Annotated in this window: 14 protein-coding genes; 5 read left to right on the top strand and 9 right to left on the bottom strand. The window is 42.5% G+C overall.

Annotated features, from left to right (window positions below):
- Positions 1-71: 71 nt before the first annotated feature.
- From dgt to FMM05_RS17950, 6 genes are all read right to left on the bottom strand, one after another.
- Positions 72-1,418 carry a dGTP triphosphohydrolase gene (dgt, locus tag FMM05_RS17975; RefSeq protein ID WP_143374856.1) on the bottom strand — a complete coding sequence of 449 codons (1,347 nt, stop codon included), beginning with the start codon at positions 1,416-1,418 and terminating at the stop codon, positions 72-74.
- Positions 1,419-1,519: 101 nt separating this feature from the next.
- A complete protein-coding gene (locus tag FMM05_RS17970; protein ID WP_143374807.1) occupies positions 1,520-1,768 on the bottom strand; it encodes a hypothetical protein in 249 nt (82 codons plus the stop codon).
- Positions 1,769-1,819: 51 nt separating this feature from the next.
- Positions 1,820-2,329, bottom strand: coding sequence for an RDD family protein (locus tag FMM05_RS17965; protein ID WP_143374806.1), 510 nt, complete (start codon positions 2,327-2,329; stop codon positions 1,820-1,822).
- A gap of 78 nt (positions 2,330-2,407) precedes the next feature.
- Positions 2,408-4,840: a ribonucleoside-diphosphate reductase subunit alpha gene (locus FMM05_RS17960; RefSeq protein WP_143374805.1), complete on the bottom strand. Its 2,433-nt coding sequence runs from the start codon at positions 4,838-4,840 to the stop codon at positions 2,408-2,410.
- Between the two features lie 82 nt (positions 4,841-4,922).
- The gene (locus FMM05_RS17955; protein ID WP_143374804.1) at positions 4,923-5,900 is read right to left on the bottom strand and encodes a ribonucleotide-diphosphate reductase subunit beta; all 978 of its coding nucleotides are present in this window, start codon (positions 5,898-5,900) and stop codon (positions 4,923-4,925) included.
- 246 nt (positions 5,901-6,146) lie between these two features.
- Positions 6,147-6,743, bottom strand: a complete 597-nt coding sequence (locus FMM05_RS17950; protein WP_143374803.1) for a DUF3109 family protein — start codon at positions 6,741-6,743, stop codon at positions 6,147-6,149.
- A gap of 128 nt (positions 6,744-6,871) precedes the next feature.
- On the opposite strand from FMM05_RS17950, the gene FMM05_RS17945 reads away from it, so the two are divergent.
- Genes FMM05_RS17945 through FMM05_RS17935 form a run of 3 tightly spaced genes read left to right on the top strand, consistent with a single transcriptional unit; the run spans position 6,872 to position 8,335 of the window.
- On the top strand, positions 6,872-7,447 hold the full coding sequence (locus FMM05_RS17945) for a MarC family protein (RefSeq protein WP_185965627.1): 576 nt from the start codon (positions 6,872-6,874) through the stop codon (positions 7,445-7,447).
- A gap of 60 nt (positions 7,448-7,507) precedes the next feature.
- Positions 7,508-7,702: a hypothetical protein gene (locus FMM05_RS17940; protein ID WP_143374802.1), complete on the top strand. Its 195-nt coding sequence runs from the start codon at positions 7,508-7,510 to the stop codon at positions 7,700-7,702.
- A 12-nt stretch (positions 7,703-7,714) separates the two neighbouring features.
- The gene (locus FMM05_RS17935; RefSeq protein WP_143374801.1) at positions 7,715-8,335 is read left to right on the top strand and encodes an FAD-dependent oxidoreductase; all 621 of its coding nucleotides are present in this window, start codon (positions 7,715-7,717) and stop codon (positions 8,333-8,335) included.
- Positions 8,336-8,609: 274 nt separating this feature from the next.
- On the opposite strand, the gene FMM05_RS17930 is transcribed toward FMM05_RS17935, so the two are convergent.
- Both FMM05_RS17930 and FMM05_RS17925 read right to left on the bottom strand, forming a co-directional pair.
- A complete protein-coding gene (locus FMM05_RS17930) occupies positions 8,610-9,866 on the bottom strand; it encodes an aspartate kinase (protein WP_143374800.1) in 1,257 nt (418 codons plus the stop codon).
- A gap of 34 nt (positions 9,867-9,900) precedes the next feature.
- The gene (locus FMM05_RS17925; RefSeq protein ID WP_143374799.1) at positions 9,901-10,374 is read right to left on the bottom strand and encodes a GNAT family N-acetyltransferase; all 474 of its coding nucleotides are present in this window, start codon (positions 10,372-10,374) and stop codon (positions 9,901-9,903) included.
- Between the two features lie 114 nt (positions 10,375-10,488).
- Here FMM05_RS17925 and fbp point away from each other — a divergent pair, with 114 nt between their 5' ends.
- Positions 10,489-11,496 carry a class 1 fructose-bisphosphatase gene (fbp, locus tag FMM05_RS17920; protein WP_143374798.1) on the top strand — a complete coding sequence of 336 codons (1,008 nt, stop codon included), beginning with the start codon at positions 10,489-10,491 and terminating at the stop codon, positions 11,494-11,496.
- 152 nt (positions 11,497-11,648) lie between these two features.
- On the opposite strand, the gene FMM05_RS17915 is transcribed toward fbp, so the two are convergent.
- Positions 11,649-12,080 carry a tellurite resistance TerB family protein gene (locus FMM05_RS17915; protein WP_143374797.1) on the bottom strand — a complete coding sequence of 144 codons (432 nt, stop codon included), beginning with the start codon at positions 12,078-12,080 and terminating at the stop codon, positions 11,649-11,651.
- Positions 12,081-12,242: 162 nt separating this feature from the next.
- Between FMM05_RS17915 and FMM05_RS17910 the strand changes: the two genes are divergently transcribed.
- Complete coding sequence (locus FMM05_RS17910; RefSeq protein WP_143374796.1) at positions 12,243-12,830, top strand: HupE/UreJ family protein; 588 nt, start codon at positions 12,243-12,245, stop codon at positions 12,828-12,830.
- The last annotated feature ends 3 nt before the right edge of the window (positions 12,831-12,833 follow it).

The following is a 12,833-nucleotide window of genomic DNA, read 5'->3' as shown; positions in this document are numbered from 1 at the left end:
GAGCATATCTATCAAAATGGCCGGAAGATATTTCCGACCATAACTACCTTTCCGGTTGCTTTTTTGTTGGGTTACGCTTTATAAACCCCTGTTATCGTATTGTATAGCAGTAGTGCCTTGCCATCTGTAAGGGTAGATACAAAGTGGCAAATGTGCAGCAGGCGGTCGTAAAGGTTCATTTTTTCGGTTACAAATTTTTCAGGCAGCAGCTTTAAAACAAGGTTGTCATAATTGCCTGCTACGCCCTCAAATTTGTTGTTATACGCCGTGCAAAAGGTGTCCAGCAACGTATTGATGATGCGGTAGCCTATAACCTCTTTTTCTACCACCTCACGGCTTTGGTAGATGTTCTTTATACTTAGGTTGATGATGTCTTTCATTTGGGCGGTATACTTACCCTGGTCGGTTAACGCATACGGGTATTTGCCCTGTAATATAAGCTCTTCGTTCTCTAAAAAAGTGGCAACAGCGTCATTAATCAGCGTGCCAATAGCAAGGGCACGCAGGTAACTAATACGGTCTTCTTTAGTGGTAAGGGTTTTGTACTTTTCTACCTGCACGCTGTCTTTAACCAGCTTTATGAGGTATTCTAAAGCAAATTCCTCTGGTATTACCCCAAGGTTAATACCGTCTTCAAAATCAATTATGGTGTAGCAAATATCATCGGCAGCCTCAACCAAATAGGCCAGCGGATGACGCTCAAAACCAACATCATCGCCGGTTTTGTTGGGTATCAGCCCCAAATCTTTCGCTACATCCTGAAAGAACGCAGCATCGGTTTGAAAGAAACCGTACTTTTTGTCGGCAATATTAGGCGTAGGCTTTTTAGGGAGTGATTCCTTTGGGTATTTCATAAACGCGCCAAGCGTAGCGTAGGATATTCGCAGGCCACCCTCAATACCCGGGCGCGAAGCTGTTAACAGGTTAAAACCGTTGGCATTGCCTTCAAAATCTATAAGGTCCTGCCATTGTTTAGGGGTAAGTTCATCTTTATAACGCTGACCACGACCAATTTTAAAGTATTCGCCTATAGCCTTTTCGCCGCTATGCCCAAAGGGTGGGTTGCCAATATCGTGCGCCAGGGATGCCGCCGCTACAATAGCGCCAAAATCGTTCATCTGGAAACCATGGATGTCCTGCAAATACGGGTGCTTTTCTATTATCTTTTTACCTACAAGCCTGCCCAGCGAACGGCCCACAACCGATACCTCAAGGCTGTGCGTAAGGCGCGTGTGTACAAAGTCGGTTTTAGAAAGCGGTATTACCTGTGTTTTATCCTGCAGGCTACGAAAAGCCGACGAAAATATAATACGGTCGTAATCTACCTCAAAACCCAGTCGGGTGTCGTCCTGCTCTTTGCGCAAACGCTTGCTTGTATCGCCTTGCCTTTTTAAAGACAAAAGCTGTTCCCAGTGCATCATTGGTTTATTTATTGAAAGATTGAAAATTTAAAGATTTAAGATTGAGCTACAATTGCTGTCTTCTCATTTGTAAATTGCCAATTGCTTATTGCCAATTATTACTCTTTGCCCTCTTCTCTTATAAATTTCTTCTTATCGGCTAACGAAAAATCCTTTGACTTTGTTGGATACTTGCCGTGGCTGATATCGCTGGAATTTTCTATTACCGATTTGATGGCAATCTTATCGCCTTCGTTAAAACGGGTAGTAACCATTTTATAATCAAGCAGGTATTCGCCACAAAAAAAGTTACCGTTCTCGTCTTTTTCTATAATGCCGGTGTATACCGGCTTATCATCTTTTGCCATTGTTTTTATGTATTTGGGTTAATCCTGCCTTTATAGGCAAATTGTTGTTTGTTAATTTATATCGTCGCTGCCTATATCGTTAACCTCATCTTTTTGGCGCATTGCAGTTTTATAACGATAAATATCTACCACAAGCGTTTTAGAAAGGCTATCGTGCAATCCTACCGGACCAATAAGGAATGATATAATCTCGAAAGGTATAAGTCGGCAAATAGTCCTTAATAAAACTGCACCGGCTTCGGGAGTAGTACCATCCCGCATAATTACTTTAGTACCAGTTACAAATTTACCTAAGCTACGCCCTGAAACCGACTCAATAAGTCCATAATATATTATTAATGCAGCATAGCTGTACAGGGTAAAGCCGTAGTTATTTAATATCGGAAGCCATGATTCTATGGTTGTAATATTATCATTGCCCTGAAAAATTAAATTTAGCTTTAAGGCAAGGACAGCAAGTATAGTGGTTACTAAACCATCTATAAAATAATTGGCAAACCTTTGGCCTTTGGTAGCCAGCATGCCATAGGTAATATCGGCTCTGCCTTGTTCATTCTTCATAAAACGTAAATATTAGCAAAAATAGCAAAAAAGGAGCATTACTGCTCCTTCTTTCGTTTGTATATATAACCTGAATAATTAAGAGCCACACATTTCGCAGTCATCCGGCTCTGCAGCGCGTGAGCGCTCTATCATTGCCTGGAATTCGCTAAGCTCTACCGCTGTAGCCTCTACAGGCACAGCAACGTGCTTAACAGCCGGTGTTGGTGCTGCAATAGCCTCCACTTCCGGTTCTGCTTTTTTATCGTTGTTAAGTGTAAATTTAATAGCATCAACTGCACTCTTGGTCCTTAGGTAGTACATACCGGTTTTTAGGCCGCTTTGCCATGCATAAAAGTGCATAGAGGTAAGTTTAGAGTAGGATGCGTTTTCCATGAACAGGTTAAGGCTCTGGCTCTGATCTATAAAGTAACCACGCTGGCGGCTCATATCAATAATATCCTTCATACTCATTTCCCATACGGTTTTGTACAGTTCTTTAATGTCCTGAGGGATACCATCGATGTTCTGGATCGATCCGTTGTTACGCATAACCTCCTGTTTAAGGCTTTCGTTCCAAAGGCCAAGGTTTACAAGGTCTTCCAGCAGGTGCTTGTTTACCACAATAAACTCGCCCGAAAGTACCCTACGGGTGTATATGTTAGAGGTATACGGCTCAAAAGCTTCGTTATTACCCAATATTTGCGATGTAGATGCTGTAGGCATTGGCGCCATAAGCAGTGAATTGCGCACACCGTTTTCCATAACCTCTTTACGAAGCGAAGCCCAGTCCCAACGGCCGCTAAGGTCGCTGTCGTTTAATCCCCAAAGGTTGTACTGAAACTCGCCCTGAGATATAGGCGAACCTGCAAACGATGAGTACGGACCTTCCTCCTTAGCCATTTCCATTGATGCGGTAACGGCTGCAAAGTAAATGGTTTCAAAAATTTCCTGGTTAAGCGCTTTAGCAGCATCGCTTGTAAACGGCAGGCGCATTAGTATAAAGGCATCGGCAAGGCCCTGAACGCCCAACCCTACCGGGCGGTGGCGCATGTTGCTGTTCTCCGCCTCTTTAACCGGGTAATAGTTACGGTCTATAACCTTGTTAAGGTTACGGGTAATGCGTTTGGTAACGTTAAATAAGAACTCGTGGTTAAATTTACCGTTCTCTACAAACATTGGTAATGATATAGAGGCAAGGTTACACACCGCGATCTCGTCTTCGCTGGTGTACTCCATGATCTCTGTACACAGGTTTGATGAACGTATGGTGCCCAGGTTCTTTTGGTTCGATTTCCTGTTGGCGGCATCTTTGTACAGCATATAAGGCAATCCGGTCTCAATTTGAGATTCTAATATTTTTTCCCAAAGCTCACGGGCTTTAATGGTTTTACGACCTTTATTAGCAGCCTCATAGCTTAGGTAAAGGGCATCAAACTCATCGCTGTGCACGTTGTAAAGGTCCGGGCACTCGTTAGGGCACATAAGTGTCCAGGTGCTGTCTTCCTGTACGCGTTTCATGAAAAGATCCGGAATCCACATGGCAAGGAAAAGGTCGCGCGTGCGCATTTCTTCTTTACCCGTGTTTTTCCTCAGGTCAAGAAACTCAAAAACATCGGCATGCCAAGGCTCAAGGTAAACAGCAAAACTGCCTTTACGCTTGCCCCCACCCTGGTCTACATAACGGGCTGTATCGTTAAATACCCTAAGCATGGGCACAATACCGTTAGAGGTACCGTTTGTGCCGCGAATGTACGAGCCTGTAGCCCTTACATTGTGGATAGATAAACCTATACCCCCCGCCGACTGCGATATCTTAGCCGTGTTGCGAAGCGTATCATAAATACCATCAATACTATCGTCTTTCATAGAAAGAAGGAAGCATGACGACATTTGCGCTTTTGGTGTACCGGCGTTAAATAGCGTAGGCGTAGCGTGGGTAAAGAATTTTTTAGACATAAGCTCATAGGTTTCTATGGCCGAGTCGATATCGTTAAGGTGAATACCTACAGATACACGCATAAGCATGTGCTGCGGGCGCTCTACAATTTGCCCGTTAATGCGCAGCAGGTACGAGCGCTCCAGGGTTTTAAAGCCAAAGTAATCGTAGTTAAAGTCGCGGTTGTATATAATGGTAGAATCTAATCTTTCGGCATTTGCCATTATGGCCTCATACACCTCGTCTGACAGCAGCGGAGACTCCTGGTTGGTGCGTGGGTTAACATAATGGTACATATCGTTCATGGTTTCAGAGAACGATTTTTTAGTGTTTTTATGTAAGTTACTTACAGCAATACGGGCAGCAAGCTGGGCATAGTCAGGATGCGTAATGGTCATAGATGCAGCAGTTTCTGCGGCAAGGTTATCCAGTTCTGATGTAGTTACACCATCATATAATCCTTCAATAACACGCATAGCCACCTTAATAGGGTCTACAAGGTCATTTAGTCCATAGCATAATTTCTTAACCCTGTCGGTAATCTTATCAAACATTACCGGCTCTCTTTTTCCGTCTCTTTTTACTACATACATAAGGCAATAATTATTTAAAGGTTGGTAACTGCGGGATTGCCAATGCGCTCCCTATTAAATTGGTCAGGTTGGTCTCTGATAATTAAAAATCAGCGTCGAAGCTAATTTTTTGTGCATCCTCGCCGTTGTTAATAACACCGGCTTTTTGGTATTCTGATACCCTTTTTTCAAAGAAGTTAGTCTTGCCCTGCAATGATATCATATCCATAAAATCAAACGGGTTGCCGGTATTGTACTGCCTTTCGCAGCCCAGCTCTACCAACAGCCTGTCGGCAACAAACTCCAGGTACTGTATCATCAGTGTGGCGTTCATGCCAATAAGGCTAACCGGTAACGACTCGGTAATAAACTCACGCTCTATAGTAAGCGCATCTATAATAATTTCTTTAATACGGTCTTTAGGTACTTTGTTAACCAGGTGGTGGTTGTGCAGGTGCACGGCAAAGTCGCAGTGAACACCTTCATCACGAGAGATAAGCTCGTTAGAGAAGGTTAAGCCCGGCATAAGGCCACGCTTTTTAAGCCAGAAGATAGAGCAAAATGCACCCGAGAAGAAAATGCCCTCTACTGCTGCAAAAGCAATAAGCCTTTCGGCAAAAGAGTCGCTCTCTATCCATTTAAGGGCCCAATCGGCTTTCTTTTTAATAGCAGGAAACACCTCAAGCGCACGGAAAAGCTGGTCTTTTTCGGCCTCGTCTTTAACGTACGTATCTATAAGAAGGGAATAGGTTTCACTGTGGATGTTTTCCATCATTATCTGGAAACCATAAAAGAATTTAGCCTCGGCATACTGTACTTCGTTTACAAAATTCTCGGCCAGGTTTTCGTTAACAATACCGTCAGACGCGGCAAAGAACGCAAGGATATGTTTAATGAAGTATTTCTCGTCGTTACTAAGTTTTGTGTTCCAGTCGTTAAGGTCCTGGTGAAGGTCAATTTCTTCTGCTGTCCAAAAACTTGCTTCCATTTTTTTGTACCAGTCCCAGATATCGTGGTGTTTTATCGGGAAAATCACAAAGCGGTTCTTGTTCTCTTGTAAAATGGGTTCTATTGCAGACATACTATTTTGACTTTTATTGTATTATAGAATTTGATAATTATTAACGGGCGGATTACAAAGGTTGTCATTTGATTTAGAAAATCAAACTTAAAACCACAGGTACTTATTCACAATTTAGAATAGTTTTTAACAACTGCAAAATTTGTAAAGTTTACAAGTAATTTTTTCAAAATATTGAAAATCAATAAATTGAAAAATTTAACATAGCAAAAAGTTTACAATAAATTTACACCCGAACCGAATGTTTTAAAGGGGTTTACGACGATTTTGAGGAGGATTTTGCTGTAGTTCGTCAGCAACTTTTTCAAGCTCGGTGTACCAATCCTGACCAAATTTTCGTATGAGCGCTTCTTTTACAAATTTGTATACCGGCACTTCTAATTCTTTACCCAGGGAGCAGGCAGGGCTGCAAATATCCCAGCGGTCGTAATTAACAGCGGCAAATTCGGTAAAATCTTTAACGCGTATAGGGTACAGGTGGCAGGACACCGGTTTTTTCCATTTAACCAGCCCCTGGTTGTAGGCCTGCTCTATACCGCATAGCGCGGTCTTACCGTCAAAAATAACGTAAGCACAGTCTTTGTTGTCTATAAGCGGGGTTTCCAGGTCGCCATCGGTACCGTTTACCCATGTGCCCTGTGCTTCTATAGCAGCAATACCTTCCTTACGGAGGAACGGTTTTATAATAGGATAGATCTCCTCCAGAATTTTGGTTTCTTCTTCATTAAGCGGTGCGCCTGCATCGCCATCTACACAGCATGCACCCTTGCAAGCCGAAAGGTTGCAAACGAACTCTTTTTCTAAAATGTCTTCTGAGACTATGGTTTTTCCTAATTGAAACATGCTGCAAAGATAGGTAATCCTGCCCAAATTTGCGTGTAAAGAAAGCCTTCCAAAAATTTTAACCCGGCATTTTATTGGCAGCTGCCTTATTTATAGGTAGTTTTGCACTTTCTTTTAACAACAGGATCATGGGATTTGACTGGAGGGACATATTTACCGTAAGCATGGTGCTTTTTGCCGTTATAGATATTGTGGGCAGCGTTCCCATAATTGTAGACCTGCGTAACAAGCTGGGCCATATACAAAGCGAAAAAGCATCGCTTGTGGCTATGCTTATCATGATCGTTTTCCTGTTTGTGGGTGAAGAGATCCTGAAGCTTATCGGCATAGATGCCAGCTCTTTTGCGGTGGCAGGTTCGTTCGTACTATTTTTCCTTGCGCTGGAAATGATACTGGGCATACGCCTTTATAAAGAAGATAACCCCAGCACTGCCTCTATTGTACCCATTGCATTCCCGCTTATTGCAGGCGCCGGTACCATGACTACCTTACTCTCCCTGCGTGCCGAATATGAAAAGATAAATATTATAATCGCTATAGTTATTAATGTTATAGTGGTGTATGCCGTTTTAAAATCATCGGCTAAAATAGAAAAGATATTGGGCAATAACGGCCTTGGGGTAATACGCAAAGTTTTTGGCGTAATACTCTTAGCTATAGCTGTTAAATTATTTGCCTCTAATGTTAAACAATTATTTGCTTAGCATTATCTTTTTTAATTTTATTGCCATAAAATAGTCTATATCACCTTAAGATATATTATAATGAAAACGTTTATTTACATCCTTATAGTCCTTGCATTAGGGCTAACAATCTTTAACGTAACGCAACTTGATTTCAGCAACTTACTGGAAGGCAATAGCGTTGTAGCGTTAATAGGCATTATAGCCTCTTTATGTGCTATATGTATCCTTTTAATTTTTAAAAGTGCCCAAAGCATAGACGAGAAAACAAAATAGAATACTTTATATATGTTTGATGTACTTATTGCAGGAGGCGGCGTTGCCGGTGTTTCCTGCGCTCTTATTTTAGGCTCTGGCCTAACCCGTGCTTATGGCGAAGGCAAAAAAGTGGGCATCTTTATCCACCAGAAAGCTTCTTCATTACAAAACGGACTTTACAATAATGCTTATGGTATTGCACCGGGCACTACAGGCCAAGAAATTATGCAAACCAGCCTGGAGCACCTTGCTACCGCCTACCCCCTTGTAGAACAATTGCCAACCGAAAAAGTAATGAGCATTACCGGTACTCCCGGAAACTTTACCGTTACCACTAACAAAGGCACTTACCAAACTAAAATGTTTATTGTGGCAATAGGATCAGCTAATAGTTTTGACATTGAAGGCCTTATGCAATATATTGAGCCGCACAAAAAAGCAATGCCGGAGAAAAACCGCATACAGCTTACCAATAACGACCATGTGGTTACCGAAGGCATTTATGTTGCCGGTACCCTTGCAGGTACAAGGAGTCAGCTTGCTATTGCTGCCGGTAGCGGTGCTGCCGTAGGAGCTGATATCCTGAGTTTATGGAACGACGGTAAGCACACGCAATCGCACGATAGCGTACCTAAACAGGCAACGGCTTAAACACAAGTCGCAGTCACAGTTTTCAGTTGCCTGTCATTGCAAATTAAGCGCATCAGAATGTGGCAATCCCACACAAAACGAATGCATACAAAAAAGCAACTCAATTAAATGAGTTGCTTTTTTTGTATAGTCAATTCCTGGAATCTTTATAAATCAACCTTGCGGAGCATTCATGTTATTCTCAACGATATAGACTCACTCGATAACAGATTGCCGCGCTACATTGCATTTCGCTCGCAAAGACAGGCTCCTGAGACTGCGACTGTAAACTATCCTACGCTTCTTTAGTTACAAGCTGCAATGTTTCCCTGCTTACCTGCCTTACCAATACCACTTTGTTTTTAGCAACGGCATCGCCTGATTTTTCATTAAAATGGCGGATGGTGTACAGCGACACGTTATCGTTGTACGTAACATGGAATTTTTTAGAAAGTACACTTTTAAGCTCGGCAAAGTTGCCAAATTTATCTTCTACGCAAACCGAGAAGCTTATCGCTGTATTCTGGATAAGCGTTACTTTAATTTTAAACTTGTGCAGCAGCATAAAGATCTCGCTGATGTTCTCTTCCATGATAAAAGAAAAATCTAACGATGACAGCGATATAAGCAGCTGGTTCTTTTTAACGATAAAGCACGGCGAGTGGGGCTCTAAATCGGCACCCTTGCTCACGCTTGTACCCGGCAACAGCGGGTTTACAAATGATTTTACAAAAAGAGGGATCTCCTTTTTTTGCAGTGGCTGCAATGTTTTTGGGTGAATAACCGTAGCCCCGTAAAACGCAAGCTCTATGGCCTCACGGTACGATATTTGGTTAAGCAGTATGGCATTCTCAAAATAACGCGGGTCGGCGTTAAGCACTCCCGGTACGTCTTTCCAAATGGTTACGCTTTCAGCATTAAGGCAGTAGGCAAAAATTGCGGCTGTATAATCCGATCCTTCACGGCCCAGTGTGGTAGTAAAGTTATTTTCATCGCTACCTAAAAAGCCCTGGGTAATGTTAAGCGTTTTTTTCTTTACGCTTTTAGTTATATTTTTTTGGGTAGACTCCCAGTCTACAATAGCATCACGGTAGGTGTTATCGGTTTTAATAAGTTCGCGCACATCCAGCCACTGGTTTTTAAGGCCTACGTGGTTAAAGTAGTGGCTCACAATACAGGTAGAAATTACCTCGCCAAGGCTTACCACCTGATCGTACACAAAGTTGTAGTTAGGCGACTTATTATTTTTAAGGAAGCTTTCCAGATCGGTAAAAATTTTGGTAACGGCGGCAAACACAGCATGTTTTTCGTCGTCAAACAAGTCCATAAGTATTTGGTTGTGGTACTTTTTAACCTCCTGGATCGATGCCTGCAACTCCGCCGACTTATCAAAGTAGTTCTTTATAACCACCTCAAAAGCATTAGTGGTCTTGCCCATTGCGCTTATTACCACAAGCACATCTTCGTGGCCCACCTGCTGCAGCACGCTGTATACATTTTTAATACCATCGGCATCTTTAACCGATGCACCTCCAAATTTAAATACTTTCATCTGTAACGCTATTATTCTTTATATAGGGTAATTATTATAGGCTAAGTGTAAATTGTGTAATGCCCTGCTCATCCATCTGTACGGTGCGCCAGTCGTTAAAAATGGTAGCGCCACTGCGCTCGTAAAACTCAATGGCAGGCGTGTTCCAGTTTAAAACGGCCCACTCTATACGGCGCACGCCAATGCTTTTGCCATACTTTATAATTTCTTTGTACAGCGCACTGCCGGCACCGGTGCCACGCATAGCCTCGGTAACAATAAGATCTTCCAAATGTATGGTTTTTCCTTTCCAGGTGCTGTAGCGGTAATAAAAAAGCGCCATGCCAACTATTACACCATCCACCTCAGCAACAAAGGTTTGGAATAGCGGATTCTCGCCAAAGCCATCGGCAACCAAGTCAGTTACGGTTACTACCACGGCATCGGGTTCATTTTCAAAAGCTGCCAGTTCCTTAATCAGTTCCAGCACGGCGGGCATATCATCTTCGGTTCCTTTACGGATGTGCATTACACTAAATTTTGGGAGCAAAAATACGCGCAAAAACATTGCTAATTAATAAATTATTTTCATATCACAAAAATTTCGATATTTGTGCCACAACCCAACTATAACGATTTCGTAATGGAAGAAAGAAACAAAACCCTTGGAGAATTTATTATTGAGAAGCAGGAAGACTTTAAATATTCTTCCGGAGAGCTCTCCCGACTTATCAACTCGATACGCCTTGCCGCAAAAGTGGTTAACTACAAGGTAAACCAGGCCGGCCTGGTAGACATTACCGGTGCCTTTGGCGCACAGAATATACAGGGAGAAGATCAGCAAAAGCTGGATGTTTTTGCTAACGACACCTTTATGGAGACCCTTATTAACCGCGAAATTGTATGCGGTATTGCCAGTGAGGAGAACGATGATTTTATTACCATTAAAGGTAAAGATGAGTGCCATAACAACAAATATGTGGTGCTTATGGATCCGCTGGACGGGTCGAGCAACATCGATGTAAACGTATCTGTAGGTACTATTTTTTCTATTTACAGGCGCGTAACACCCATAGGCACTCCCGTAACAATTGATGATTTTTTACAGCCCGGCGATGCCCAGGTGGCGGCCGGTTACGTAATTTACGGCACCAGTACCATGCTTGTATATACTACGGGGCACGGCGTTAACGGCTTTACGCTTAACCCGGCCATTGGTACATTTTACCTGAGCCACCCCAACATGCAGTTTCCTAAAGACGGTACTATATATTCGGTTAATGAAGGCAACTACGTACATTTTCCGCAGGGGGTTAAGGATTACCTTAAATACTGCCAGCGCGAGGAAGAGAACCGCCCCTATACGTCGCGCTACATAGGCAGCCTTGTGGCCGATATTCACCGTAACATGATAAAAGGAGGTGTTTACCTGTACCCTACCAGCTCTAAAGCGCCTAATGGCAAGCTTAGACTGCTATACGAATGCAACCCTATGGCGTTTATTGCCGAGCAGGCCGGCGGCAAAGCATCAGACGGTTTTGGACGCATCATGGAAATTAAACCTACCGAGCTGCACCAGCGCGTTCCGTTCTTCTGCGGAAGTTACAATATGGTAAATAAGGCGGAGGAGTTTATGGCGAAATACGTTTAAGTCGAAAGTTTGAAAGTCTTAAAGTTTATAAAGTAGGCCACGAATTACACAAATTGCACTAATTTTTAAAGTTCTATAATTTGTGAGAATTAGTGTAATTCGTGGCTAAAAATACCCAATAAAAAACCCTCCGTTTCGGGAGGGTTTCTTTCTTATTTATTCATGTGTTGCATTTCGTAAACAAAGGTGTCGCTGTCTACATTCATAACCAGTAGCGAAAGCGATTTATCTACAATGTACTGTACGTTACCCGGGGTAAAGCCCAGCGCCAGTGCAAAACGTGTAAGTATTTCTTTTTGTTTCGGGCCCAATACATGATCGGCATATACCATGCGCGAAAGGTCGTAAAGGCGCTCTAAACGCTGCACGTGCAGGTAAGGAGGGTTAATAGGGTATGCCTTGGGGTTAGCAAGGATCTCTTTGTATTCTTGTCCCGATATCTCAAGCCTTTTGGCAAGTACATCTAAAAACAAGCGTTCTTCTTCACTCAGGTGGCCGTTTTCCATGGCAACCCTTACAATTGAGGCAAAGTGGCCTTTATTCCTGTCTTTAAAACCGCTATCAAATAGATCTGAAATGGACATAGTAGAGTAATTCAAAATTTTGGCAAAGATAATTTTATATTTAAGTTATTAATAATTTTTAAGTAACATTTTGCTTTAACGCAGTAGTATGCCGCAAACTAAGGGGCTTTATTTTATAAAAAATAGTAATTTTACAGCTTACTTAAGCTTTACACCCTTACAATGCCCGAATTTTGGTTGTATTTTAGAATAGGCCTTACCCATGTGCTCAACCTGGGCGGGTATGACCATGTTATGTTTTTAATGGCGTTAACCGTGCCCTACACCTTTAAAGACTGGCGCAACGTGCTGGTATTGGCCACCCTTTTTACTGTTGGGCATACCATATCCCTCATACTGGCTGTATATGGCGTAGTGCATATAGACAGCACCTTTGTAGAATTCCTTATCCCCATTACCATACTTATAACCGCGCTGTATAATATTATTAAGTGGAGTAAAAAAGCGGCTAAAGACAGCAACATAAATTTTATAGCCTTAACCACCCTTTTCTTTGGGGTAATACACGGCCTGGGCTTTTCTAACTATTTTAAAATAATTATAGGCGGTACTGATAGTAAACTGGCACCATTACTGGAGTTTGCCATGGGCATAGAGGCCGCACAGCTTGCGGTAGTGTTCACGGTACTGGTACTATCGTTTATACTACAGGGATTTTTTAAGGTGCAGCGCCGCGACTGGCTTTTGGTAACATCGGCATTTGTGGCGGGGGTGGTGGTACCCATGATAATTGAAAGCGAAATTTGGTAATTT

The sequence above is a fragment of the Flavobacterium zepuense genome, from assembly GCF_007097145.1.
Classification (GTDB): domain Bacteria; phylum Bacteroidota; class Bacteroidia; order Flavobacteriales; family Flavobacteriaceae; genus Flavobacterium; species Flavobacterium zepuense.
Note: the sequence above shows the minus strand (reverse complement) of the source record. Positions and strands in the feature narration are given on the sequence as shown.

Excerpts from the sequence above, each read along its gene's own strand:
- FMM05_RS17970 (WP_143374807.1), bottom strand. The coding sequence starts at position 1,768 with ATGGCAAAAGATGATAAGCCGGTATACACCGGCATTATAGAAAAAGAC.
- FMM05_RS17925 (WP_143374799.1), bottom strand. The coding sequence starts at position 10,374 with ATGCACATCCGTAAAGGAACCGAAGATGATATGCCCGCCGTGCTGGAA.
- FMM05_RS17915 (WP_143374797.1), bottom strand. The coding sequence starts at position 12,080 with ATGTCCATTTCAGATCTATTTGATAGCGGTTTTAAAGACAGGAATAAA.
- fbp (WP_143374798.1), top strand. The coding sequence starts at position 10,489 with ATGGAAGAAAGAAACAAAACCCTTGGAGAATTTATTATTGAGAAGCAG.
- FMM05_RS17955 (WP_143374804.1), bottom strand. The coding sequence starts at position 5,900 with ATGTCTGCAATAGAACCCATTTTACAAGAGAACAAGAACCGCTTTGTG.
- FMM05_RS17930 (WP_143374800.1), bottom strand. The coding sequence starts at position 9,866 with ATGAAAGTATTTAAATTTGGAGGTGCATCGGTTAAAGATGCCGATGGT.
- FMM05_RS17960 (WP_143374805.1), bottom strand. The coding sequence starts at position 4,840 with ATGTATGTAGTAAAAAGAGACGGAAAAAGAGAGCCGGTAATGTTTGAT.
- FMM05_RS17945 (WP_185965627.1), top strand. The coding sequence starts at position 6,872 with ATGGGATTTGACTGGAGGGACATATTTACCGTAAGCATGGTGCTTTTT.
- dgt (WP_143374856.1), bottom strand. The coding sequence starts at position 1,418 with ATGCACTGGGAACAGCTTTTGTCTTTAAAAAGGCAAGGCGATACAAGC.
- FMM05_RS17940 (WP_143374802.1), top strand. The coding sequence starts at position 7,508 with ATGAAAACGTTTATTTACATCCTTATAGTCCTTGCATTAGGGCTAACA.
- FMM05_RS17965 (WP_143374806.1), bottom strand. The coding sequence starts at position 2,329 with ATGAAGAATGAACAAGGCAGAGCCGATATTACCTATGGCATGCTGGCT.
- FMM05_RS17935 (WP_143374801.1), top strand. The coding sequence starts at position 7,715 with ATGTTTGATGTACTTATTGCAGGAGGCGGCGTTGCCGGTGTTTCCTGC.
- FMM05_RS17950 (WP_143374803.1), bottom strand. The coding sequence starts at position 6,743 with ATGTTTCAATTAGGAAAAACCATAGTCTCAGAAGACATTTTAGAAAAA.
- FMM05_RS17910 (WP_143374796.1), top strand. The coding sequence starts at position 12,243 with ATGCCCGAATTTTGGTTGTATTTTAGAATAGGCCTTACCCATGTGCTC.